Annotated in this window: 23 protein-coding genes; 11 read left to right on the top strand and 12 right to left on the bottom strand. The window is 70.2% G+C overall.

The features are described 5' to 3' along the window. The first annotated feature begins 159 nt into the window (after nucleotides 1–159). Nucleotides 160–1,632, top strand: a complete 1,473-nt coding sequence (locus AU195_RS16845) for a carboxyl transferase domain-containing protein (RefSeq protein ID WP_059160209.1) — start codon at nucleotides 160–162, stop codon at nucleotides 1,630–1,632. A 1-nt stretch (nucleotide 1,633) separates the two neighbouring features. Here AU195_RS16845 and AU195_RS16850 read toward each other — a convergent pair whose 3' ends face one another. The 6 genes from AU195_RS16850 to AU195_RS16875 are packed head-to-tail and all read right to left on the bottom strand — an operon-like array spanning nucleotide 1,634 to nucleotide 6,357. Next, complete coding sequence (locus AU195_RS16850; RefSeq protein ID WP_059160210.1) at nucleotides 1,634–1,882, bottom strand: hypothetical protein; 249 nt, start codon at nucleotides 1,880–1,882, stop codon at nucleotides 1,634–1,636. Next, on the bottom strand, nucleotides 1,882–2,094 hold the full coding sequence (locus AU195_RS16855; protein ID WP_059160246.1) for a DUF3072 domain-containing protein: 213 nt from the start codon (nucleotides 2,092–2,094) through the stop codon (nucleotides 1,882–1,884). The genes AU195_RS16850 and AU195_RS16855 overlap by 1 nt, the downstream gene beginning before the upstream one ends. 38 nt (nucleotides 2,095–2,132) lie before the next feature. After that, the gene (locus AU195_RS16860) at nucleotides 2,133–2,564 is read right to left on the bottom strand and encodes a hypothetical protein (protein ID WP_059160211.1); all 432 of its coding nucleotides are present in this window, start codon (nucleotides 2,562–2,564) and stop codon (nucleotides 2,133–2,135) included. 9 nt (nucleotides 2,565–2,573) lie between these two features. Further along, complete coding sequence (locus AU195_RS16865) at nucleotides 2,574–2,981, bottom strand: hypothetical protein (protein ID WP_059160247.1); 408 nt, start codon at nucleotides 2,979–2,981, stop codon at nucleotides 2,574–2,576. 56 nt (nucleotides 2,982–3,037) lie between these two features. Next, nucleotides 3,038–4,663 (bottom strand): AMP-binding protein, encoded by a 1,626-nt coding sequence (locus tag AU195_RS16870; RefSeq protein WP_059160212.1) that lies wholly within the window; start codon nucleotides 4,661–4,663, stop codon nucleotides 3,038–3,040. After that, nucleotides 4,660–6,357 (bottom strand): AMP-binding protein, encoded by a 1,698-nt coding sequence (locus AU195_RS16875; protein ID WP_059160213.1) that lies wholly within the window; start codon nucleotides 6,355–6,357, stop codon nucleotides 4,660–4,662. Before AU195_RS16875 ends, AU195_RS16870 begins: the two co-directional genes overlap by 4 nt. 49 nt (nucleotides 6,358–6,406) lie before the next feature. On the opposite strand from AU195_RS16875, the gene AU195_RS16880 reads away from it, so the two are divergent. The 4 genes from AU195_RS16880 (at nucleotide 6,407) to AU195_RS16895 (ending at nucleotide 10,976) form a co-directional block, all read left to right on the top strand. Beyond that, entirely contained in the window at nucleotides 6,407–7,264 is an 858-nt protein-coding gene (locus AU195_RS16880) for a LuxR C-terminal-related transcriptional regulator (RefSeq protein WP_059160214.1), read from the top strand. Nucleotides 7,265–7,318: 54 nt separating this feature from the next. Next, complete coding sequence (locus AU195_RS16885) at nucleotides 7,319–8,422, top strand: epoxide hydrolase family protein (protein WP_059160215.1); 1,104 nt, start codon at nucleotides 7,319–7,321, stop codon at nucleotides 8,420–8,422. Continuing rightward, nucleotides 8,422–9,798 carry an NAD(P)/FAD-dependent oxidoreductase gene (locus tag AU195_RS16890; protein ID WP_286149296.1) on the top strand — a complete coding sequence of 459 codons (1,377 nt, stop codon included), beginning with the start codon at nucleotides 8,422–8,424 and terminating at the stop codon, nucleotides 9,796–9,798. The genes AU195_RS16885 and AU195_RS16890 overlap by 1 nt, the downstream gene beginning before the upstream one ends. A gap of 146 nt (nucleotides 9,799–9,944) precedes the next feature. Then, entirely contained in the window at nucleotides 9,945–10,976 is a 1,032-nt protein-coding gene (locus AU195_RS16895) for a GGDEF domain-containing protein (protein WP_286149297.1), read from the top strand. A 128-nt stretch (nucleotides 10,977–11,104) separates the two neighbouring features. Here the strand turns inward: AU195_RS16895 and AU195_RS16900 are convergent, their stop codons facing one another. From AU195_RS16900 to AU195_RS16910, 3 genes are read right to left on the bottom strand one after another with little or no spacing between them, the layout of a single operon-like run. Continuing rightward, on the bottom strand, nucleotides 11,105–12,931 hold the full coding sequence (locus AU195_RS16900) for an ABC transporter ATP-binding protein (RefSeq protein ID WP_059160217.1): 1,827 nt from the start codon (nucleotides 12,929–12,931) through the stop codon (nucleotides 11,105–11,107). Then, nucleotides 12,928–14,859, bottom strand: coding sequence for an ABC transporter ATP-binding protein (locus AU195_RS16905; RefSeq protein ID WP_059160218.1), 1,932 nt, complete (start codon nucleotides 14,857–14,859; stop codon nucleotides 12,928–12,930). Before AU195_RS16905 ends, AU195_RS16900 begins: the two co-directional genes overlap by 4 nt. Nucleotides 14,860–14,910: 51 nt before the next feature. Further along, nucleotides 14,911–16,791 carry an ABC transporter ATP-binding protein gene (locus AU195_RS16910; RefSeq protein WP_059160219.1) on the bottom strand — a complete coding sequence of 627 codons (1,881 nt, stop codon included), beginning with the start codon at nucleotides 16,789–16,791 and terminating at the stop codon, nucleotides 14,911–14,913. A 115-nt stretch (nucleotides 16,792–16,906) separates the two neighbouring features. Here AU195_RS16910 and AU195_RS16915 point away from each other — a divergent pair, with 115 nt between their 5' ends. From AU195_RS16915 to AU195_RS16925, 3 genes are read left to right on the top strand one after another with little or no spacing between them, the layout of a single operon-like run. Continuing rightward, a complete protein-coding gene (locus AU195_RS16915; protein WP_059160249.1) occupies nucleotides 16,907–17,647 on the top strand; it encodes a potassium channel family protein in 741 nt (246 codons plus the stop codon). Nucleotides 17,648–17,664: 17 nt separating this feature from the next. Continuing rightward, complete coding sequence (prrA, locus tag AU195_RS16920) at nucleotides 17,665–18,375, top strand: two-component system response regulator PrrA (protein WP_172800613.1); 711 nt, start codon at nucleotides 17,665–17,667, stop codon at nucleotides 18,373–18,375. Nucleotides 18,376–18,384: 9 nt separating this feature from the next. After that, complete coding sequence (locus AU195_RS16925; RefSeq protein WP_059160220.1) at nucleotides 18,385–19,728, top strand: HAMP domain-containing sensor histidine kinase; 1,344 nt, start codon at nucleotides 18,385–18,387, stop codon at nucleotides 19,726–19,728. 27 nt (nucleotides 19,729–19,755) lie between these two features. Here AU195_RS16925 and AU195_RS16930 read toward each other — a convergent pair whose 3' ends face one another. Then, nucleotides 19,756–20,124: an FKBP-type peptidyl-prolyl cis-trans isomerase gene (locus AU195_RS16930; protein ID WP_059160221.1), complete on the bottom strand. Its 369-nt coding sequence runs from the start codon at nucleotides 20,122–20,124 to the stop codon at nucleotides 19,756–19,758. A 36-nt stretch (nucleotides 20,125–20,160) separates the two neighbouring features. On the opposite strand from AU195_RS16930, the gene AU195_RS16935 reads away from it, so the two are divergent. The 3 genes from AU195_RS16935 to AU195_RS16945 are packed head-to-tail and all read left to right on the top strand — an operon-like array spanning nucleotide 20,161 to nucleotide 22,356. Beyond that, nucleotides 20,161–20,409, top strand: a complete 249-nt coding sequence (locus AU195_RS16935; protein WP_059160250.1) for a DUF2630 family protein — start codon at nucleotides 20,161–20,163, stop codon at nucleotides 20,407–20,409. Further along, nucleotides 20,406–21,956 (top strand): phytoene desaturase family protein, encoded by a 1,551-nt coding sequence (locus AU195_RS16940; protein ID WP_082703095.1) that lies wholly within the window; start codon nucleotides 20,406–20,408, stop codon nucleotides 21,954–21,956. Before AU195_RS16935 ends, AU195_RS16940 begins: the two co-directional genes overlap by 4 nt. 16 nt (nucleotides 21,957–21,972) lie before the next feature. Then, complete coding sequence (locus AU195_RS16945; protein ID WP_059160222.1) at nucleotides 21,973–22,356, top strand: hypothetical protein; 384 nt, start codon at nucleotides 21,973–21,975, stop codon at nucleotides 22,354–22,356. 3 nt (nucleotides 22,357–22,359) lie between these two features. Here the strand turns inward: AU195_RS16945 and AU195_RS16950 are convergent, their stop codons facing one another. Continuing rightward, nucleotides 22,360–22,779, bottom strand: coding sequence for a MarR family winged helix-turn-helix transcriptional regulator (locus AU195_RS16950; RefSeq protein ID WP_059160223.1), 420 nt, complete (start codon nucleotides 22,777–22,779; stop codon nucleotides 22,360–22,362). Further along, nucleotides 22,769–24,205, bottom strand: coding sequence for an MFS transporter (locus tag AU195_RS16955; protein WP_059160224.1), 1,437 nt, complete (start codon nucleotides 24,203–24,205; stop codon nucleotides 22,769–22,771). The genes AU195_RS16950 and AU195_RS16955 overlap by 11 nt, the downstream gene beginning before the upstream one ends. Nucleotides 24,206–24,232 lie beyond the last annotated feature (27 nt).

The following is a 24,232-nucleotide window of genomic DNA, read 5'->3' on the forward strand; positions in this document are numbered from 1 at the left end:
GCCGGCCGGTCCTTCACACCTGATGTCGGCAAAACGCATGCTCGCCAACCCGAAGGCGGCAGCCACCGTACGAGCCAAACACCAGATGCAAAGGATCCAACCACCGCGATAGCGGCGACCTCACCCTGACACTGAGGCCACTGTATATAGCCTTGCGCTGTGAGCCGGATCGGTGCCCTCGAGCTGCGTGACGCCGTCCTGGACGAGGGATCGTTCCGAAGCTGGGACAGCGCGCCGCTGGATGTGGCCACCACCGATTCCTACCGTGACGAACTGGCCGCCGCCGCGCAGGCGACCGGGCTCGACGAGGCGGTGATCACCGGCGAGGGCCGCGTCTTCGGCCGCCGGGTCGCCGTGGTGGCGTGCGAGTTCGACTTCCTGGCCGGCTCGATCGGGGTGGCCGCCGCCGAACGCATCACCGCCGCGGTGCAGCGGGCCACCGCCGAACGGCTGCCGCTGGTGGCGTCGCCGTCCTCGGGCGGAACCCGGATGCAGGAGGGCACGGTGGCGTTCCTGCAGATGGTCAAGATCGCCGCCGCGGTGCAACTGCACAAACAGGCGCACCTGCCCTACCTGGTCTATTTGCGCCACCCCACCACCGGCGGGGTGTTCGCGTCGTGGGGGTCGCTCGGCCACGTCACCGCCGCCGAGCCGGGTGCGCTGATCGGGTTCCTCGGACCCCGCGTCTACGAGCACCTGTACGGCGAACCGTTCCCGTCGGGCATCCAGACCGCGGAGAACCTGCACCGGCACGGCGTGATCGACGGGGTGGTGCCGCTGGCCACCCTGCGGGCCACGCTCGACCGCGCGCTCACCGTCCTCGCCGACCCACCGGACCCGCCACCGCCCGCACCCCCGGTCGAGCCGCCGGCGGACGTGCCGGCGTGGACGTCGGTGGAGGCGTCGCGGCGCCCGGACCGGCCCGGGGTCGGTCACCTGTTGCGGCACGGCACCACCGACCGGGTCCTGCTGTCGGGGACGGGCCGCGGCGAGGCGGCGACGACGCTGCTGGCGCTGGCCCGCTTCGGCGGCCAACCGGCCGTCGTGCTGGGTCAGCAGCGGGTGCTCGGCGGGATGGTCGGCCCGGCGGCGCTGCGGGAAGCCCGGCGCGGGATGGCGCTGGCCGCCGGGCTTCAGCTGCCGCTGGTCCTCGTCATCGACACGGCGGGCCCCGCGCTGACGGTCGAAGCCGAACAGGGCGGGCTCGCCGGGGAGATCGCGCGTTGCCTGGCCGACCTGGTCACGCTGGACACGCCGACGGTGTCGGTGCTGCTCGGTCAGGGTTCGGGCGGTCCCGCGCTGGCCATGGCGCCGGCCGACCGGGTGCTGGCGGCGCTGCACGGCTGGCTGGCGCCGCTGCCGCCGGAGGGCGCGAGCGCGATCGTCCATCGCGACCTCGACCACGCCGCGGAACTCGCCGCCGCCCAGGGGGTGCGCTCGGCGGATCTGCTGCGGCACGGCATCGTCGACATCGTGGTCGGCGAACATCCCGACGCGGCCGACGAACCGCTGGAGTTCACCCAGCGCCTGTCGGCCACCATCGCCGCGGAACTGCACGGCCTGCGCGACGTCCCGGCGGAGGTCCGTCTGCGGCGGCGCCTCGAGCGCTACCGCCGCATCGGGCTGCCCTGACTCAGCCGCCGAGTTCGTCGACAGCGGTGGTCAGCGCGGCCGCCTGCTCGTCGAGGCCACGGTCGTCCAGCGCCGCGCCGCCGGTCCGCTTGAGCAGTTCGTCGCGGGAGATGATCTCCAGCGCGCCGCGGTACTGCTCCGAACCCAGCTGCCCGGCCGTCACCACCTCGACACGGCCCTCGATCAGCACCAGCACCGCGTCGCCGTCGGTGTCGAGCAGTTGGCGTACGTCGTCTGCGCTGATCGTCATCACTGACCCCGTCCGGTCTGTTGCTGTAGTCGGTCGATCGTCTCGGAGGCCTGCGCCTTGGTCAGATTGTCCGGGATCTCCTCCCCCGCCTCCTGGGCGAGAGTGTGGAGGTAGCTGCGCTGCGGACCGGTCATCGGCTCGTCACCGGTGACCCACTGCGACTGGTCTTTCTGCGGGTTCTCCTGCGGCGCGACGCCTGCTTCTTCACTCATGACGGTCCTATGCCCGCTCACGCACCCGACTATGCGCGTCATCCGAACATCAGTGCGATCAACAGCGACGCGCAGGAGATCAGATCGAGCGGCAACCGCAGTAGGCTGCGCCGCGTCCACGCCACCGCCGCCGCCTCGTCGACGCCTGCGGGGTCGGTGGCGGCCGGCGGGGAGTCGAGCAGCGACCACACGCGCGCCGCGGCGTGCCCGGCCACCGCGACGAGCAGCGCGGTGCGCACAGTGGGATCCGTCCAGGCCGCGATGAGGCTGACCACGAGCAGCACCTCGAACGCGGTGTACGCCGGCGTCCAGAAACGGCGCCGCGCAATGCCCCCGTTCCTGGCCTGCACGATGCCCGGTCTGCGGGGCCAGAACGGGTCGACGGCCAGGGCCTCGTAGAGCCCGCCGCCGAGCACCACGCAGGCCGACAGTGCCGTCACGGCGAGCAGGAGCAGCGTCGGGGTCGGCATCGTCTCCGATTATCCCGGCGAATCGGGCCCGCCGTTGACCGCGAGGCCGTGATGGCGGGTGCGGAAGTACAACACCGTGGCGGCCAGTGTGACCTCCACCACGGCCAGTGCCGTCGCCGCGCTCATCGCGGCCGGGGCGTGCGCCGCCGGCCCCCCGTGATCATGGGCCGGGGCGGGCAGGTGCACGGCGATCATCGCGATGTTCATCAGGGCGACGACCAGCCACGCCCGGGTGGTGCCGGCCGCCCACAACTCGTGGGCGCAGTAGAGGCACCCGAGGATCATCACCGCCAGCAGTGCACCGGCCACCGGGTTCGCGGCGTGGCCCAGCGCAGTCACGTGCAGCCCGGCGGAGACGGCGGCGAGCAGCGCACATCCGCGCCGTGCCACGACGGCCGACCGGTGTGCGGCGGACATCGTCACATCCTCGCAGCACCCGCCGACATCGGCAGGTCGATGCGGAAGCGGTGCCGCTAGTCCGTGGCGTGCAGACCCAGCAGCCGCACGCTCTCGGCACGCATGTCCACCTTGCGGACCTTGCCGGTGACGGTCATCGGGAACTCGTCGACGATGTGCACGTAGCGCGGGATCTTGTAGTGGGCGAGCTTGTCGCGGGCGAACTCCCGCACCGCTTCGGCGGTCAGTGGGGGGCGGCCCGGTCTCATCCGGATCCAGGCGCAGATCTCCTCGCCGTACTTGTCGTCGGGGACACCGATCACCTGGGCGTCCTCGATGTCGGGGTGGGTGTAGAGGAACTCCTCGACCTCACGCGGGTAGATGTTCTCGCCACCGCGGATCACCATGTCCTTGATGCGTCCGACGACGTTGCAGTAGCCGTCGTCCCGCATGACCGCGAGATCGCCCGTGTGCATCCACCCCTCGGCGTCGATCGCCTCGGTGGTCTTCTCCGGGTCGTTCCAGTAACCGAGCATCACCGAATATCCGCGCGTACAGAACTCGCCGGGTTCACCGCGTTCCACCGTCTCGCCGGTGTTCGGGTCGACGATCTTGACCTCGACATGCGGATGGGCGCGACCGATCGAGGCGGTGCGCCGTTCGAGGTCGTCGTCGATCAGCGTCTGGCACGACACCGGGGAGGTCTCGGTCATGCCGTAGGCGATCGCGACCTCCGTCATGTGCATCTCGTTGACACAGCGCTTCATCACCTCGACCGGGCAGACCGAGCCGGCCATGATGCCCGTCCGCAGCGACGACACATCCGTGCGCGGGAAGTCGGGATGGCCGAGCATCGCGATGAACATCGTGGGCACCCCGTAAGCCCCTGTGCACCTTTCCTTCTCGATCGCCGCCAGCGTCATCCCGGCGTCGAAACCCGGCGCCGGGATCACCATGGTGGCGCCGTGCGTGGTGCATCCGAGGTTGCCCATCACCATGCCGAAGCAGTGGTAGAACGGCACCGGGATGCACAGCCTGTCGGCCGGGCCGAGGCCGATCAATTCGGTGACGAAGAACCCGTTGTTTCCGATGTTGCGGTGCGACAGGGTCGCGCCTTTCGGGAAACCCGTGGTCCCCGAGGTGTACTGGATGTTGATGGGATCGCGGACATCCAACTCCGCCATACAGTTTCGCAGCTTCTCGACCGACACGGCGTCGGCGCCGCGGCGCAGTGCCGCCCAGTCGTCCGTGCCGAGGAAGACCACCTCGCGCAGCCCGTGACAGCGGGGCCGCACCTCGTCGACCATCGCGACGTAGTCGGAGGACTTGAATGCCGTCGCCGCGATCAGCGTGCGCACCCCGGACTGTTCGAGCACGTAGGCCAGCTCGTGGGTGCGGTAGGCCGGGTTGATGTTCACGAGGACTGCGCCGATTTTGGCCGCCGCGTACTGCACGACGGTCCACTCGGCGCAGTTGGGCGCCCAGATCCCCACCCGCTCGCCGCGTTCGACGCCCAGGGCGAGCAGACCCCTTGCGACGAGGTCGATCTCGTCGTTCAGCTCGGCGTAGGTCCACCGCCTGCCGGTGAACACCTCGACGAGCGCCTCGTTGTCGGGATGCCGCGAGACGATGCGTTCGAAGTGAGCGCCGATCGTCTCCTCGATGAGAGGGGTGGCGGTGGGGCCCGCGTCGTAGGACTTCATCCGGTCACCAGATCCTCGTAGCGGTACTCGGTGGGGATCGCCCGGCCCGCGCTGTCCTCCTCACGGCGGCGCAACTCGACCCGGCGGATCTTGCCGGAGATCGTCTTGGGCAGTTCGTAGAACTCGACGCGGCGGACCTTCAGGTAGGGCGCGAGGTGGTCGCGGGCGTACTCCATGATCACCTTCGCGGTGTCGGCGTCGGCCTTCCAGCCGTCGGCCAGTGCGACGTAGGCCTTGGGCACCGACAGCCGGGTGTCGTCGGGCTGTGGGACCACCGCGGCCTCCACCACCGCGGGGTGCTCGATCAGCACGCTCTCCAGTTCGAACGGCGACACCTTGTAGTCCGAGGACTTGAACACGTCGTCAGTGCGGCCGATGTAGGTGATGTAGCCGTCCGGATCACGTTGGGCGACATCGCCGGTGTGGTAGTAGCCGCCCTCGGTCACCGCCGCGTTGCGCGCCGGGTCGTCGAGGTAACCGGTCATCAGGTTGACCGGGCGCCGGCTCAGGTCGAGGCAGATCTCCCCCTCCTCGGCGAGACGCCCGGTGAGCGGGTCCACCAGCACGACCGGGACGCCGGGCATCGGCCGGCCCATCGACCCGGATTTGACCGGCTGGCCGGGGGTGTTGCCGATCTGCAGTGTCGTCTCGGTTTGGCCGAAGCCGTCGCGGATCGTCAGCCCCCAGGCCTTCTCCACCTGCGCGATGACGTCGGGGTTCAACGGCTCGCCCGCACCCAGGATCTCGCGCAGGCCCGCGGGTCTGGCGCCGAGATCGGACTGGATGAGCATGCGCCACACCGTCGGCGGTGCGCAGAAGGTGTTCACCTGGGCCCGGTCCAGTTGCCGCAGCAGCGCCGCGGCGTCGAACCGGCGGTAGTTGTAGACGAAGATCGTCGCCTCGGCGATCCACGGCGCGAAGAAGCAACTCCACGCGTGCTTGGCCCAGCCCGGGGAGCTGATCGCCAGGTGCACGTCACCGGGGCGCACACCGATCCAGGCCATCGTCGACAGGTGCCCGACCGGGTAACTCACCTGGGAGTGCTCGACGAGCTTGGGCTTGCTGGTGGTCCCCGAGGTGAAGTAGATGAGCATCGTGTCGTCGACGGTGGTGCGCGCGGTGAACGGACCGGCCGAGACGGTGTCGTAGGCGTCGCTGTAGGTGTGCCAGTCGGCGACCGAGCCGCCCACCGCGATGCGGAGGTAGTCGCCGGGCACCTCGGCGAACTTCACGGTGTCGGCGGCGTTGGCGATCACCGCCGTCGCGCCGCCGCGGGTGATCCGGTCGGCCAGGTCGTCCGGGCCCAGCGCGCCGGTGGTGGGCATGGTGACCGCGCCGAGCTTGGCCACCGCGAGCATCGCCTCCCACAGCTCCACCTGGTTGCCGAGCATGAGGATCACCCGGTCGCCCTTGCCGATGCCGCGCCGCTCGAGCCAGGTGGCGACCCGGTCGGAGCGGTCCGCCATCTGGGCGAAGGTGATCTGCTCCTCGCGGCCGTCCTCCTCGACGATCCACAGCGCCCGCCGGTCGGCGGTGACCGGGTCCCGCGCGATCACGTCGAACCAGTCGGTGGCCCAGTTGAACGTGCCTTCCAGGCGGGGCCACTCGAAGCTCCGCAGCGCCTTGTCGTAGTCGCCGATGACCGCGACCAGCTGGTCACGCGCGCTGCGGTACAGATCGGTGTTGGTGCTCATGCGGATATGCTCTACGTCACATACGTCCGCTCGCTACCCCCGAAAGAGGGTGTTGTCCGTGCGCCCGCCGGTCTCGCCGCTGTTGCGGCCGCGCGACGCCGACGCGTTGCGCGCCGAGCTGCGGCGGATCGCGTCGACGACCGGCCTCCCGGTGACGTTCGGCGGCGAGGTGTTCGACCGGACGCTGCTGCTGACCGAGTTCGTCGGCGCCAGGACCAGCGGGTTGCGCGGGCTCGCGGTGCGCCCCAACTCCGGCCTCGGCGGGGCCACCGTGGTGGCGGGCCGTCCGCTGTCGGTGGCCGACTACCGCCGCGATCTCACCATCACCCACGACTACGACGGGCCCGTGCTGGGCGAGGGCATCCACTCCGTGCTGGCGGTGCCCGTCGTCGTCGACGGCGAGGCCCGCGCGGTGCTCTACGGGGCGCAACGCTCGCCCGCGCCGATCGCCGACCAGACCGCGGCGTTCATCGTCACCTCGGCGCGCCGCCTCGCCACCGAACTGCGCATCCGCGACGAGGTGGACCGGCGGCTCCGGCTGCGCGACGCGGCCCTGGCCGGTGCCGGTGCGGGATTGGCCGGCACCGAAGAGGTCCGGGAGGTGCACGCCGAACTGCGCCGGCTGGCCGCGGACTCCCCCGATGGCGCGACGCTGCGCGCACTGGCCGACCGGCTGGCGCACGCGCTCGGCGGTGACGCTCCCGCCGTCGAGACCCCGCTGAGCGGCCGCGAGCTCGACGTGCTCACACAGGTGGCGATGGGGTGCACGAACGCCGAAGCGGCGCAACGCCTCTCGCTGCGGCCGGAGACGGTGAAGAGTTACCTGCGCAGTACGGCCGCCAAACTCGGCACGCGGACCCGCCACGAATCGGTGTCCCGGGCGCGGTTGCTTCGCCTCATCCCGTAAGCGCTCCTCGCGCCGAGAGGCATGTGCTGACGCGCCCGTGCGAGGATCGCTCGTGTGCCCGCTGTCACACCGTTCCGCATCGAGGTTCCCGACGCCGTCCTGACCGACCTCGAGAGCCGCCTGGTCAACACCAGGTGGCCGGAGGCCGAATGCGTCGACGACTGGAGCCAGGGCATCCCGCTGGCCTACACCCGTGAGCTGGCCGGCTACTGGGCCGACGGGTACGACTGGCGGGCCCGCGAGGCCGCGCTCAACCGGTTCGACCAGTTCACCACCGAGATCGACGGGCTCGACATCCACTTCGTCCACCAGCGCTCGTCGCGTCCCGATGCCTTCCCGCTGATCCTCACCCACGGGTGGCCGGGGTCCGTCGCCGAATTCGTCAAAGTGATCGATCCGCTCACCGACGCCGGCTACGACGTGGTGTGCCCGTCCCTTCCCGGCTACGGATTCTCCGGCAAGCCGACATCGACCGGGTGGGGCATCGAGCGGATCGCCAAGGCCTGGGACGAGCTCATGGTGCGGCTCGGCTACGACCGCTACGGCGCCCAGGGCGGCGACTGGGGTGCGGTGATCACGACCCAGATCGGGCGCAACGAACGCAGGTGCGTCGCCATCCACACCAACATGCCGATCGGGCGGCCGCCGAAGGGTCTCACCGACCCCACCGACGAGGAAAGACGGACGCTCGACGCGATGGCCGAGCGGAAGCGCTGGGGCACCGGGTACTTCCAGCAGCAGGCCACCCGCCCGCAGACGCTGGGCTACGGGCTGGTCGACTCCCCCGTCGGGCAGCTCGCCTGGATCGTGGAGAAGTTCCGGGAGTGGAGCGACTGCGACGGCCATCCCGAGAACGTGTTCACCAGGGACGAGCTGCTCGACAACGTCATGCTGTACTGGGCGACCGCGTCGGGCGCCTCCTCGGCCCGGCTGTACTGGGAGAGCGGTGTCGGAGGCCGCGGTTCGGGGCGGGTCCGCGTGCCGACCGGTGTGGCGTCCTTCCCCAAGGAGATCGTCCGGATGCCACGGCAGTGGTGCGAGGACAGCTACCACCTCACCCACTGGACGGACATGCCGCGCGGCGGGCACTTCGCCGCGCTCGAACAGCCGGAGCTGTTCGCCGGCGACGTCCGCGCGTTCTTCGACACGGTGCGTTAGTGCGTTCCCTCGAAACCGACTACCTCGTCGTCGGAGCGGGTGCGATGGGGCTGGCGTTCGTCGACACGCTGATCACCGAGTCCGACGCCGACGTCGTCATCGTCGACCGCAACCACGCCCCCGGCGGGCACTGGACCGCCGCGTACCCGTACGTGCGGCTGCACCAGCCGTCGGCGTACTACGGCGTCAACTCCCGGCAGCTCGGCAGCGGCACGATCGACCAGAGCGGGCCCAACGCCGGGTTCTACGAACTGGCGGGCGGGGCCGAGGTCTGCGCGTACTACGAGACCGTGATGCGCGAGCACCTGCTGCCGTCCGGGCGGGTCACGTACCTACCGATGAGCGAGTACCTCGGCGACGGCAGGATCCGCACGCTCGGCGGTGAGGAGGTGGAGGTGACCGCGCGCCGGACCGTCGTCAGCCATGTCGACGTCGTGGTGCCGTCGATGCGGACACCGGGTTACGCCGTGGCCGAAGGGGTGGAGTGTGTGCCGCCCAACGCGCTGCCCCGGCTGCGGAACCCCTACGACCGCTACGTCGTCGTCGGCGCGGGCAAGACCGCGATGGACGCGTGCGTGTTCCTGCTCCGACACGGTGTGGCCCCGGCGCGGCTGACGTGGATCAAACCCCGCGACGCGTGGCTGATGGACCGCGCGACCGTGCAGCCCGGCACCAAGTTCACCAAACGGGTGCTCGCCGACCTCACCGGGCAGATGACCGCGGTCCGGGATGCCACGTCGCTGCCGGACCTGTTCGACCGGCTGGAGGCGAACGGCTCGCTGCTGCGGGTGGACCGGACCGTCGACCCCACGATGTACCGCTGCGCGATCGTGTCGCAGGGCGAACTGGAGATGCTGCGCAGTATCGAGGACGTGGTGCGGCTCGGGCGGGTCACCGCGATCGAACCCGGCCGCGTCACGCTCGACGGTGGCACCGTCGACGTCGCCGGTGAGGCGCTCTACGTGGACTGCACCGCCGACGGTCTCGGCGACAAACCGCCGACGACGGTGTTCGACGGCGACCGGATCACGCTGCAGACGGTGCGCACCTGCCAGCCGGCGTTCAGCGCCTCGGTGATCGGCCACGTCGAGGCGGCCTACGGGGACGACGACACCCGCAACGCGCTCTGCGGGCCGGTGCCCTACCCGCATGTGCCCGCCGACTGGCTGCGAATGATGTTGGCGTTCCACCGCAACCAAGAACGGTGGTTCAGCGATCCGCAGATGATGGCGTGGCTCGACGGCGTGCGGCTCAACATCCTGCACCACGTCACCGCGGGCGTGAGCGAACGCGCCCGCGAACGGATCATCGGGATGATGGCCTCGCAGTTGCCCGACATCAACGACAAGCTCGAGGCGCTGCTCGCAGGCGCGTGAGCGTTGCCGCAGCGGCATCGCCGACGGGTTGTACGCTGAGGGAGTTTGCTGGGGGAAACAGTTCGGTCAGCGGCGGACCGGGGGCGGGGAAGATGGCGGCGGCGTTCTCGCGACGATGGTGGTCACATGCGCACCACTACGAGTGGATGAGCGACTACCTGGCCGCCCGCCGCATGACCGGGGCGGTCCGGCTCATGATGGGCGGGATCGCGGCGTCGCTGGCGCTCTGTCTGGTGATCCTGCTGCGCTACGACGGCCCACAGGACACCGTGCCCGTCGCGATGACGTGGGCCGCGTTCGGCGGCGGTGCGGTCGGAGTCGTGGTGTGGCTCCGGCGCTGGCCCACCCACACCGAGTCGGTGGTGTTCGCCGTCGTGTCCAACGCCGCGATCGCGCTATCGTGCCTGGCCTACCCGAACCCGCACGGCGCGCTGCTCGGGTGCATCTCGTTCGCGACCATCGCGGCCTACATCGCGTTCTTCCACTCGACGGCGCTGGTGCTCTACAACTTCGCGGTGACGGCGGTCGTCAGCGTGATCGCCGCACTGCGGATCGCCATGTCCGGGCATCCGGCGATGGCGGTCGTCGACCTGTTCATCGTGGTGCAGATCAACATCGCCATGCCGGTGGCGATCCACGTCCTGGTCCGGGCACTCGGCGTGGATCTCGCGCGGGCCGACCGGGATCCGCTCACCGGGCTGCTCAACCGGCGGGCGTTCCACACCCAGAGCGCGAAGCTGCTCGCCGCCGAGTCGGGACACGCAGGCTCGCACCTGGTGATGGTCGTGGTGGACCTCGACGACTTCAAGCAGATCAACGACACCTACGGCCATCAGGTCGGCGACGAGACCCTGATCGCCGTCGGTCAGGCCCTGTCCAGGGCCGTCGTCGGCGCCCCTGCGGTGATCGGCCGCAGCGGCGGTGAGGAGTTCGTCGTCGCCGCCGTCCTGGACACCGACGATCCCGGCCCGCTGGCACAGCGGATCTGTGAGGAGATCGCCGCGCTGCCGGAGCCGGTCACCGCCAGCGTCGGAACCGCGTGCACCGCGCTGGATCCGGTGCCCGGCAGTCATGAGTCGACGCTGGCACGCATGGTCCGGGCGGCCGACGCGGCGATGTACGAGGCGAAACGGGCCGGCGGCAACAAGTGCCACCACTTCAGCGAACCGTATCGCTGAGGATTTGGCCGCGGCGGCCGCGGCATCGGCATCGGCTCGCGAAACTGAAGCTACGCAGCGGTCGTCCGAGTGAACCCCTGCGTGGCTTCCGTCTCACGAGACCGACACCGAGCGGAGCCGCGCGGCACTCAGGCCAGCGACTGCTCCCACGCGCGGTGCAACGCGGCGTACCGGCCGCCGTCGCGCCCGATCAACTCCGAGGGGGCGCCGTCCTCGACGATGCGGCCGTCTTCGAGCACCAACACCCGGTCGGCGATCGCGACCGTCGACAACCGGTGGGCGATCACCAGCGCGGTGCGGTCGCTCAACACGGTCTCCAACGCCCGCTGCACCATCCGCTCACTCGGGATGTCCAGCGACGACGTCGCCTCGTCGAGGATGAGCACCGCCGGGTCGGCCAGGAACGCCCGCGCGAACGCGACCAACTGCCGCTGCCCCGCCGACAGCCGGCCGCCCCGCTTGGCGACGTCGGTGTCGAACCCCTCGGGCAACGTGTCGATGAACCGGTTCGCGCCGACCGCCTCCGCCGCCGCGCGCACCTCCTCGTCGGTGGCTTCGGGTTTGCCGAACCGGATGTTGTCGGCGATCGTGCCCTCGAACATGAAGTTCTCCTGGGTCACCATCACCACGTGTCTGCGCAGTTCACTCTGCGAGAGCCGGCGCAGATCGGTGCCGTCGAGCGTCACCGATCCCGACGTCGGGTCATAGAACCGGGCGATCAGCTTGGCGATCGTGGTCTTGCCCGCACCGGTCGTGCCGACCAGCGCGACGGTCTGCCCGGCCGGGACGGTCAGATTCAGTCCCGGTAGCACCGGCCGGTCCGGCGAGTACCCGAACCTCACGCGGTCGAAAGTGATCTCACCGCGCACGGTGTCCAGGCGCACCGGATCCGCGGGATCCTCGATGCCCGGCTTCTCGGCGAGCACGCCCGCCAGCTTCTCCAGCGCCGACGACGCCGACTGGAAGGTGTTGAAGAACTGCGAGATCTCCTGCATCGGTTCGAAGAACATCCGCAGGTAGAGCAGGAACGCGGTCAGCGTGCCGATCGTCATCTCACCGTGCAGCGCCCGGTACCCGCCGTAGAGCAGCACCACACCGGTGGTGATGTTGCCGACCAGCTTCACCCCCGGCATGAAGATCGCCAGCAGCCGGAAGGTCCGCTCGTTGATCACGCGGTACTCGTCGGCGATGTCGGTGAAGATCTCCTGGTTGCGCGGTTCGCGGCGGTACGCCTGGACCGCCTTGATCCCGGTCATCGTCTCGACGAACTGGACGATCACCAGCGCGGCGCTCTCCCGCACCTTGCGGTAGGTCTTGGCCGACTCGTTGCGGAACCACCACACCAGCGCCACCAGGATGGGGAACGCGGCCAGGCACATCAGCCCGAGCTTCACGTCGAGCGTCACCAGCAGCACCGCCGTCCCGACCAGCGTCAGCACCGCGGTGATCAGGCTGTCGAAACCCGTCTCCAGCATGTCCTGGATGGCTTCGACGTCGTTGGTCGAGCGGCTCACCACCCGGCCCGAGGTGTACCGGTCGTGGAAGGCGATGTCGAGGCGCTGGAAGTGCCGGAAGACCCTGCGGCGCAACTCCAGCAGCACCTTCTGGCCGATCCGGCCCGACCGACGCAGGAAGAACATGCGCCCACCGGCCTGCACGAGCACCACCCCGCACAGCGCGCCGACGATGAGCATCAACTCGCGGGCGGACCCGCCCTCGAGCAGCGGCGGGATGCCGTGGTCGATACCGCGCTGCACCAGGATCGGCACGGACAGCCGCGCGGCGTTCTCCACCACCACCACCAGCGCGAGCAGGAACACCGTCATCCGGTACGGCTTGAGCAGGTTGCCCAGCAGCGCCCTGGCCTCGCGGCGGCGGGGCACGCTCTCGTCGATCGGGAGGTCGTCGGGGTCCTGGTTGTCCTTGACGCGTCCGCGCCAGTCGGTGACGCTCATCGGCGTTCGGCCTCCGACGTCACGAACCGGGGATCGGCGCAGGCCTCGTCGGTCGCCTCGTGTTCGGTGTAGGCGTGTTCGATGCGCTCGCGCGCGTCGTCGTCCTCCCAGTCCGCGACGCGTTCGGCGCCGTCGTCGAGTTCGTCGTCGGCGGCCAGCAGGTAGCGGTACTGCGGCACGTCGGCGAGCAGCTGCGCGTGCGTGCCGACGTGGGTGACGGTCCCGTCCTCGAGGAGCGCGACCTTGTCGGCGAGCAGCACCGTCGACGCCCGGTGCGCGACGACGATGCCCGTGACGGCGTGCAGCACCCGGCGCAGCGCCTCCTCCACGACGGCCTCGGTGTGCACGTCGAGAGCGGACAGTGTGTCGTCGAGGACGAGGATCCTGGGGGCGGCGAGGATCGCTCGGGCCAGCGAAAGACGTTGCCGCTGACCGCCGGACAGGCTCATGCCCTGTTCGCCGATGCGGGTGTCGAGCCCGAACGGCAGATCGTGGACGAACTGGGCGGCGGCCACCTCGATGGCCTCGGCCATCTGTTCGTCGGTGGCGTCCGGCCTGCCGAGGCGAAGGTTCTCCGCGACCGACATCGAGAACAACGTCGGATCCTCGAACGCCGTCGCGACCGCCTGGCGCAGCGCGGGCAGCGACAACTCGCGGATGTCCACACCGTCGATGCGGATCGCGCCCTCGGTGACGTCGTAGAGCCGCGACAGCAGCGCCGCCAGCACCGACTTGCCCGACCCCGTCGACCCGACCAACGCCAGCGTCTCCCCCGGTTCGACGGTCATGCTGACGTGGCGCAGAGCCCAGTCGTCCGGTTCGGCGTCCGGGAACCGGAACCCCACGTCGACGAGTTCGAGCCGCCCGCCGCGCGGGGCGTCGGTGCGCGGTCCGTCGGCGATCTCCCGTGGCGCGTCGAAGATCTCGGCGATGCGATTGGCCGCGGTGTAGGACTCCTGCATCATCGACAGGAGGAAACCGAGCGAGGCGATCGGCCACACCAGCGACAGCATCATCGTGATGAACGCGACGAGCGTGCCCAGCGTGACGAAGCCGTGGCCGGCGGCGTAGGCGCCGAAGCCGAGCACGACGATCAGCGTCAGGTTCGGGATGACCTCGAGCAGTGTCCAGAACTTCGCGGACACCGACACCCGGCTCACCTGGGTGTCGTAGAGATCGGTCAGCTGGGCGTCGAACCGGTCGTAGACGTAGTCCTCCCGGCCGAACGACTTGACCACCCGCAGCCCCAGCGCCGACTCCTCGACGTGGGTGGCGACATGGCCGGACTGATCCTGCGCCAGCCGCGAGAGCCGGGTGTACTCCCGCTGGAAGTGCAGCACCGTCAACGTGATCGGCACGATCGACACCAGCACGACCACGCCCAACGGCCAGTACATCGACAGCAGGATCGCGGTGACGACGACGATCTGCAGTCCGTTGAGGACCAGGAACACCAACCCGAACGACATGAACCGACGGATCGTCGACAGATCGTTCATCACCCGCGACAGCAGCTGCCCGGACTGCCAGCGGCCGTGAAAACTCATCGGCAGGATCTGCAGCCGGGCGTAGAGATCCTTGCGGATGTCGGCCTCGACACCCATGGTGGCGCGCGACACGAGCCACCGGCGGATGAACCACAGCAGGGCCTCGGTGATGCCGATGCCCATCGCGGCGGCCCCGAGGACCCACAGGCCCTGCTGATCCTGGTTGCGCACCGGCCCGTCGATGACGGCCTTGGTCATCAGCGGGATCGAGATCGTCGCGCCCAGGCTGGTGATCGCGATGACGAACATCGCGATCCAGCGCGCCCGGTAGGGCATCAGGTACGGCAGCAGCCGCCACAGGTCGGAGCCGGCCCTCGGCCGCGTCCGCCGAGCAGCGATCGCGGGCGCCGAAGCGAGGGCGCGTGAGTCGGGATTGGCCACTTAGTCAATCTTCCCATCGGCGGCAAGCCGATAACGTCGCGGCGGAAAACGTCACGCAACCGCCTCCGGCTCCGCGAACTGCGTCTCGTACAGCTCGGCGTAGCGGCCGCCACGGCCGATCAACTGACGGTGCGTCCCGCGTTCGACGATGCGGCCGTCCTCGACCACCAGGATCAGGTCGGCGGCCCGCACCGTGGACAGCCGGTGCGCGATGACCAGCGACGTCCGCCCGGCCAGCGCCTCGGCGAGGGCCTGCTGCACGGCGGCCTCCGACGCCGAGTCCAGCGCCGCCGTCGCCTCGTCGAGCACCACCACGCGCGACCTCCCCAACAGCAGGCGGGCGATGGTCAGCCGTTGCCGCTGCCCGCCCGACAGACGGTAGCCACGCTCACCGACAACGGTGTCGAGCCCGTCGGGCATCGCGGCGACGACGTCGGCGAGCCGGGCGCGGCGCAGCACCTCCCACAGCTGGTCGTCACCGGCTTCCGGCGCGGCCAGCAGCAGGTTGGCCCGGATCGACTCGTGGAACAGGTGCCCGTCCTGGGTGACCATGCCGACGGTGTCGCGCAGCGATGCGAACGTCACGTCGCGTACATCCATGCCGGCCAACCGCACCGCACCGGAGTCCACGTCGTACAGGCGGGCCAGCAGCGCCGCGATCGTCGACTTGCCTGCCCCCGAGGATCCGACGAGCGCGACCATCTGCCCCGGCTCCGCGGTGAAGGAGATGCCGTGCAGCACCTCGCCGTCGTCACGGTCGTCGAGCACCGCGACCTCTTCGAGGGAGGCCAGCGACACCTTCTCGGCCGTCGGGTACGAGAACCGCACGTGATCGAACTCCACCCGCACCGGACCGTCGGGCACCGCGACCGCGTCGGGCTCCTCCCGGATGATCGGCTCCAGGTCGAGCACCTCGAAGACCCGCTCGAACGACACCAGCGCACTGGCGATCTCGACGCGGGCGTTGGCCAGCGCGGTCAGCGGCGCGTAGAGCCGGGTCAACAGCAGCGCGAGCGACACGATCGCCCCGGCCTGCAGATGTCCGCCGAGCGCGATCACCCCGCCGAGGCCGTAGACCAGCGCCAGGGCGAGCGCCGACATCAGCGTCAGCGAGTTCATGAACGTCGACTGCAGCATCGCCGAGCGCACCCCGATGTCGCGGACGCGTCCGGCGCGAACGGCGAACTCGTGCGCTTCGGCGGCCGGGCGGCCGAACAGCTTGACCAGGGTGGCGCCCGGCGCCGAGAACCGCTCGGTCATCTGGGTGTTCATCGTCGCGTTGTGGATGGCGCTCTCCCGCGACAGATGCGCCATCTTCGCGCCGATCCGGCGGGCGGGCAGCACGAACAGCGGTACCAGCACCAGCGCGACGACGGTGATCTGCCAGGAGATCGCGAGCATCACCGCGAGGGTGAGCGTCAGCGTGACCAGGTTGGAGACGACGCCGGACAGCGTGTCGGAGAACGCGCGCTGCGCCCCGAGCACGTCGTTGCCCAGGCGGCTGACCAGCGCGCCGGTGCGGGTGCGCATGAAGAACGCCACCGGCATCTTCTGCACGTGCTCGAACACGGCGGTCCGCAGGTCGAAGATGAGGCCCTCACCGATGGTCGAGGACAGCCACCGGGTCAACAGCGATACCGCCGCCTCGGCCAGCGCGACGGTGGCGATGACCGCGGCCAACCCCACCACGACCGCCGGCGCACCGCCCTGGGTGATCTCGTCGACCACCCGGCCGGCCAGTACGGGCGTGGCCACCGCGAGCGTCGCGCTGAGTACGCTGACCGCCACGAACCCGGCGAGCCTGCGGTGGTGCCGGTCGGCGAACCGCCAGATGCGGCGCAACAGCGCACGGTCGGCCAGCGCGTGCAGATCTCCGCCGCGGGCATGCGCCTGGCGGTAGAGGGTCTGCCGGGCGACCGTTTCGATACTCATGAATTCACCGTAGAACCTCAACAAAAGGTGAGGTCAATTGTTCCCGGCGGCGCGGGCGGTTCGGCGAGGTCAGGCGTGGGTAAGCAGCCGAACCGTGACCGATGCGCAGAACACGATGGACAAGTGGGAGCGGCGGACGGAGTGGCCGCTGGCGGGCGTCGCCCTGCTCTTCCTGGCCGCCTACGCCGTCGACGTGCTGGTTCGGCCGCACGGCGTGGGCGCGGACGTCACCCGCGCGGTGACGGCGGTGTCGTGGTCGCTGTTCGTTGCCGACTACCTGGTGCGCCTCGGCCTGGCCGGCGACCGGTGGCGGTGGTTCTGCCGGCACCTGTTCGACCTGGCGATCGTGATCCTGCCGCTGCTCCGTCCGCTGCAGCTGCTGCGGCTGGTCACGCTCATCACCGTGATGCACCGCGCGGTGGGCAACGCCATCCGCGGCCGGGTGGTGATGTACACCGTCGCCGGTGCGGTGCTGCTGGTCTTCGTCGCGTCGCTGGCGGTGTTGGAGAACGAACGGGACCAGCCCGGCGCCCACATCACCCACTTCGGCCAGGCCCTGTGGTGGTCGATCACCACGATCACCACCGTGGGCTACGGCGATCTGACGCCGGTCACCACCACGGGACGGGTGATCGCGGTGCTGCTGATGATCGGCGGGATCAGCCTCGTCGGCTCGATCACCGCGACGCTGGCGTCGTGGATCGTGCAGCGGGTGTCCGACGAGGACGCCGCCGGTCGCATGGTGACGACCGACCACATCGACAGGCTGCTCGGCGAGATCGCGGACCTGCGCGGCGAGATCGCGCAGTTACGTCAGGAGGGGCGGCATTCCGCCGCGCAGCCTCCCCCAGCCTGACCTCCGTTTCAGGCAAGATTGCACCCATGGACAGTGGTGTGGGATCGCCCCGGGTACTGGTCGTGGACGACGACCCCGACGTGCTGGCGTCGTTGGAGCGCGGGTTGCGGCTGTCCGGATTCGACGTGTCCACCGCCGTGGACGGCGCCGAGGCGCTGCGCAGTGCGACCGAGACCCGCCCCGATGCGATCGTCCTCGACATCAACATGCCGGTGCTCGACGGGGTCAGCGTGGTGACCGCGCTGCGCGCCATGGACAACGACGTGCCCGTCTGCGTGCTCAGCGCGCGCAGCAGCGTCGACGACCGGGTGGCGGGCCTGGAAGCCGGCGCCGACGACTACCTCGTCAAACCCTTCGTGCTGGCCGAACTGGTGGCCCGGGTCAAGGCGCTGCTGCGCCGGCGTGGTTCGTCGGCGACGTTCTCGTCGGAGACCATCCAGGTCGGCCCGCTCGAGGTCGACATCCCCGGCCGGCGCGCCCGCGTCAACGGCGTCGACGTCGACCTGACCAAACGCGAATTCGACCTGCTGGCGGTGCTGGCCGAGCACAAGACCGCGGTGCTCTCGCGCGCCCAGTTGCTCGAACTGGTCTGGGGATACGACTTCGCCGCCGACACGAACGTCGTCGACGTGTTCATCGGATACCTGCGCCGCAAGCTCGAGGCAGGCGGCGCGCCCCGGCTGCTGCACACCGTGCGCGGTGTGGGGTTCGTGCTCCGGACGCAATAGGACACCATCGTGAGCCTGCTGTCGCGGATCTTCCGTCGCACCCCGTCCCTGCGGACCAGGGTGGCGTTCGCGACAGCGATCGGCGCGGCGATCGTCGTGGTCATCGTCGGGACCGTGGTGTGGGTCGGCATCACCAACGACCGCAAGGAGCGCCTCGACCGCAGGCTCGACGAGGCGGCCGGCTTCGCGATCCCGTTCCTGCCGCGCGGCCTCGACACCATCCCGAAGTCGCCGAACAACCAGGACGTCGTCATCACGGTGCGCCGACCCGACGGCGAGGTCACCTCGAACTCCGAGGTGGTGCTGCCCGAGGCGCCCGCCGGCTACGCCGACACCTACGTCGACGGGGTGCGCTACCGGGTGCGGACCGTCGACATCCAGTTCCCCGAACAGATGTCGGTGGAAGTCGGCGCCACCTACGACGCCACGGTCGCCGACACCAACAACCTGCACCGGCGGGTGATCATCATCTGCGCGCTGGCGGTCGGGGCGGCCACCCTGCTGGGTTGGCTGCTGGCCGCGTTCGCGGTGCGCCCGCTCAAACGCCTCGCCGAACAGACCCGGCAGATCGACGCCGGCGACGAAGCCCCCGACGTCGAAGTGCGCGGCGCCTCGGAGGCCGTCGAGATCGCCGAGGCCGTCAAGGGCATGCTCGAACGGATCTGGTCCGAGCAGGACCGCACCAAGGCCGCGCTCGCATCGGCCCGCGACTTCGCCTCGGTCTCGGCCCACGAACTGCGCACGCCGCTGACCGCGATGCGGACCAACCTCGAGGTGCTGGCCACCCTCGACCTCGCCGACGAGCAGCGCAAAGAGGTGGTCAACGACGTCATCCGGACGCAGTCGCGCATCGAGGCGACGCTGTCCGCGCTCGAGCGCCTCGCCCAGGGCGAGCTGTCCACCGCCGACGACCACGTGCCCGTCGACATCACCGAACTGCTCGACCGCGCCGCCCACGACGCGATGCGCGTGTATCCGGACCTCGAGGTGACGTTGGTTCCCGCGCCGACGGTGATCATCGTCGGACTTCCCGCCGGCCTGCGGCTCGCGGTGGACAACGCGATCGCCAACGCCGTCAAACACGGCGGCGCGACGCGGGTGCAGCTGTCGGCGGTCAGTTCCCGTGCGGGCGTGGAGATCGCGATCGACGACGACGGCGTCGGGGTGCCCGAGGAGGAACGCACCCGGGTGTTCGAACGGTTCTCCCGCGGGTCGACCGCGTCGCATTCCGGGTCGGGATTGGGACTCGCGCTGGTGGCGCAGCAGGCCGAACTGCACGGCGGCACCGCGACGCTCGAGGCCAGTCCGATCGGCGGGGCCCGGCTGCTGCTGCGGCTACCGGGGCCGCGCTAGCGTTCGCGGCGCTTGTCGCTGCGGGGGCTAGCGGGTTGCCAGCAGGTCGATGACGAAGATGAGCGTCTTACCCGACAGCCGGTGACCGCCGCCGGCGGGCCCGTATGCCTGGGCGGGCGGGATCGTCAGCTTGCGGCGGCCGCCGACGCGCATCCCCGGGATCCCGTCCTGCCAGCCCTGGATCAGCCCCTGCAGCGGGAACTCGATCGACTGGCCGCGGTTCCACGAGCTGTCGAACTCCTCGCCGGTGTCGTACTCCACGCCGACGTAGTGGACTTCGACGTTCGCGCCGGGCACCGCCTCGGGGCCCTCACCGACGACCAGGTCCTCGATGACCAGGTCGGCCGGAGCCGGGCCGTCCGGGAAGTCGATCTCGGGTTTCTGTCCTGGGTTCACAGTCACATCCCCACGGTAGTCGGGCAGACTGGGGCCGTGGCATCAGACCAAGACATCCTGGCTCAGGTCAACGAGCTCGTCGCCGAGGAACAGAAGCTCCGCGAGGCCCTGCAGCAGCGCGAGATCGGTGAGAGCGAAGAACACCAGCGGCTGCGCGCGGTGGAGGTCCAGCTCGATCAGTGCTGGGATCTGCTGCGGCAGCGGCGCGCGCTGCGCGACAGCGGCAGGGATCCGCGGGAGGCGCAGGTGCGTCCGGCCGACGAGGTCGAGGGCTACCTGAACTGAATGCCGGCTACGACGCGCTGATCGTCGGGGGCGGCCACAACGGGCTGGTCGCCGCCGCCTACCTCGCGCGCGCCGGGCGCCGGGTCCAGCTGCTCGAGCGGCTCGACCACGTCGGCGGGGCCGCGGTGTCGGCACATGCGTTCGACGGTGTGGACGCCCGCCTGTCGCGCTACTCGTACCTGGTGAGCCTGTTGCCCAGGCGCATCGTCGACGACCTCGGCGCGCGGATCCGTCTGGTCAAACGCCGGTACTCCTCCTATACGCCCGATCCGGCCACCGGTGGGCACACCGGCCTGCTCATCGGACCGACGAGCACCTTCGGCGCGATCGGTGCCGCCGCCGACGAGGCGGGGTTCACCGACTTCTACCGCCGGTTCCGCACGGTCACCGAACCCCTGTGGCCGAGCTTGACCGCCCCGCTGATGACCCGCGAGCAGGCCCGTCGCCACGTGCTGTCGGCCGGCGGCACCGAGGATGCGTGGCGGGCGGTCACCGAAGCGCCCATCGGCGAGGCGATCACCGCGGCCGCGCACAGCGACCTGGTGCGCGGGGTGATGGCCACCGACGCGTTGATCGGCACCTTTGCGCGCACCGACGATCCGTCGCTGGTGCAGAACGTCTGCTTCCTCTACCACCTGCTCGGCGGTGGCACCGGGGACTGGGACGTGCCGGTCGGCGGGATGGGCGCGGTGAGCGGGGCGCTGGCCGCCGCCGCGGCCGGCTTCGGCGCCGAGATCACCACCGTCGCCGAGGTCACCCGGGTCACGCCCGACGGTGAGGTCACCTACTCGGTGGACGGGCGGGAACACCGGGTGGGCGCCCGGTTCGTGCTCGCCAACGTCACCCCCGCCGCGCTGGCCGGCCTCCTCGACGAGCCGGCGCCGCCGTCGGCGCCCGGCTCCCAGGTGAAGGTCAACCTGATGCTGCGCCGGCTGCCGACGCTGCGCGATACGACCGTGCCCGCCGAGCAGGCGTTCGGTGGGACGTTCCACATCAACGAGACGCTCAGCCAACTCGACGCGGCCCACGACCGCGCGGCGGCCGGTGAGGTGCCGCAGCCGCTGCCGTGCGAGATCTACTGCCACTCGCTGGCCGACCCGACGATCCTGTCCGACGAGCTGCGGGCCGCGGGCGCCCACACCCTGACCGTGTTCGGACTGCACACCCCCCACACCCTGCTGGCCCACGGGGACGACGAGCGGATGCGCAACACGCTGACCTCCGCCGTCCTCACCTCGCTCAATTCCGTTCTCGCCGAACCGATCCACGATGTGGTGATGGAGGATTCGGCGGGCCGGCTGTGCATCGAGACGAAGACCACCGCCGACCTGGAGCACAGCTTGAACATGACCGGCGGCAACATCTTCCACGGCGGGTTGCAGTGGCCCTTCGCCGAGGCCGACGATCCGCTCGACACCGCGCCGCAGCGCTGGGGGGTGGCCACCCGGCACCCGCGAATCCTGCTGTGCGGGTCGGGTTCCCGACGGGGCGGCGGCGTCTCCGGCATCGGCGGGCACAACGCGGCCATGGCTGTGCTGGACAGCTGAGCGTACGCTGGCCTGCGTGAACGCCACCCGCGCGACGACCGCCGCCGGCACCGTCCTGGCCGGCAGCGTGCTGGCCGGCCTCGTGCTCGCCGCCCCCGCCACCGCATCGCCGAGCTACGGCAGCAACGGACTCTTCGGTGTCGACGAGCAGGCGTCGGCGGGCTGGGCGACGTCGTTCATCCCGCCCGGGCGGTACCGCGTCGATCAGGCGCCGAGCATGCCGCCGTACCAGAGTGCACCGGGATTCTGGTTGCGCTGCAAGGGTTTTCCCTGCGCGGTCGAGGTGTGGGGGAACGTGATCGCCAAGGGCGACGCGATCCGCGACGTCCCGACGTTCGTCGACATCGCGCCCACCGACGCCGGGGTGCGGCTGTACAACGTCACGCTGACCCGGGTCTGACGCTCAGCCTCCGGCGAGCTTCGCCAGCGTCGCCCGCAGCGCCCTCAGTTCGTCGTCGTCCAGAGCCGCCAGCCCGTCGGGGGCGGGATCGTCGATGGCCTCGATCGTCGAGAGCACCGCGCGGCCGGCGTCGGTCAGCGACACCGTCTTGCAGCGGCGGTTCGCCGGGTCGACCTCACGGATCACCAACCCGCGGTCCTCCAGATCGTTGACGGCGACGGTGGCGGCGGGGGCGTCGAGTGTGGCGGCCTGCGCCACCTGCTTCACCGTCATCGGCCGGCGGCCCAGCCGTCGCAACACCCGCACGCGACTGAACGGCAGCCCCGTCTCCTCGACCACTGCGCGCCGCCAGCTGTCGCGGTTGTCGAAGACCAGCGCCGTCAACGCTGCCCACACCTCGTCGGCGAGCGGGTTACGCGGCACGGGTCACCCCCTCTGTCACCACATCCCCTGCGATCAGCGGCGCCAGCCGGTCGGCCGAACGCGTCGCCCGGCCCGACGTCGACCACACCGCCAGCACGGTGATGACGAGACCGAGCGCGACGCACACGAACCACAGCGGCCGCGCCGCGGCGGCGAAGTCCGTCGACGTGCCGGCCAGCGCTCCGCCCGCGACCGAACCGCACAGTGCCACACCGATACTCACCCCGATCTGCCTGCTGGTCGACGTCACCGCCGACGCGGCGCCTGCGCGCTCCAACGGCATCCCGCTGACCGCGGCGTTGGTGATCGGCGCGTTGACCATCGAGAAGCCGATGCCGAAGACGGCGAAGACGACGAGCAACTGCCAGACCGGGGTGGTCCCGGTGAGGAAGCTCAGCATCGCCGACGCCCCCGTGATCAGCACCCCGGCGATCAGCAGCGACGGCCGGGCGCCGAACCGCCCCACCAACCGGCCCGACAGCGGTGAGAAGAGCAGCGCGCCGATCGCGATCGGCAGATAGATCGAGCCGGTCTCCATGGCCGAATAGCCGCGCTCACCCTGCAGGTAGAGCGACATCATGAACAGGAACGCACCCCACCCGGCGAACGCCGATATCGCGGTCACCGTCGCCGCGCTGAACGGGATGCTGCGGAAGAAGCGCAGGTCGATGAACGGGTCGAGGCGGCGCGACTCGTAGCGCAGGAAGAAGACGAACGCCACCGCGGCGACGACGGCCGCGCTCAGCGTGAACGGGTGGGTCCAGCCCAGCCCCGGCCCCTCGATCAACGCGAAGACGACGCCGAACAGGGACAGTACGGCCAGCGCCTGACCGATCGGATCGATGGTGCGCATGGTCGTCGACTTGGTCTCGGGCACGAACACCGCGGTCAGGACGATCGCCGCCGCGCAGATCGGCAGGTTGATCCAGAACACCGCCCGCCAGCTGACCGTCTCGATGAGAAGACCGCCGACGATCGGGCCGATCGACATGGCGATGCCGACCACCGAACCCCAGATGCCCAGCGCCCTGGCGCGTTCCACCGGCCCGGTGAAGATCTGCGAGACGATCGACAGCGCAACGGGATTCATCATCGAACCGCCGATCGCCTGCAGCAGGCGCGCGACGATCAACGTCTCGATATTGGGCGCGACGCTGCACAGCAGCGAGCCGAACGCGAAGACGGTCAGCCCGATCTGGAACACCCGGCGGCGGCCGAACCGGTCCCCCGTCGCCCCCGCCAGGATCAGCAGCGACGCGAGGACCAGGGTGTAGATGTCGACCACCCATTGCAGCTGCGACGGGGAGGCGTGCAGATCTGAGCGGATCGCCGGGATCGCGACGTTGACGATGGTGGCGTCCATCGACACGATGAGCAGGCTCAGACAGCACGAGACCAGGATGATGGCCTTGCGCCGCGCGCTCATGCCGACGGTGTCAATCACCCAACCATT

Origin of the sequence: Mycobacterium sp. IS-1496, from assembly GCF_001499995.1 — a bacterium.
GTDB lineage: Bacteria > Actinomycetota > Actinomycetes > Mycobacteriales > Mycobacteriaceae > Mycobacterium.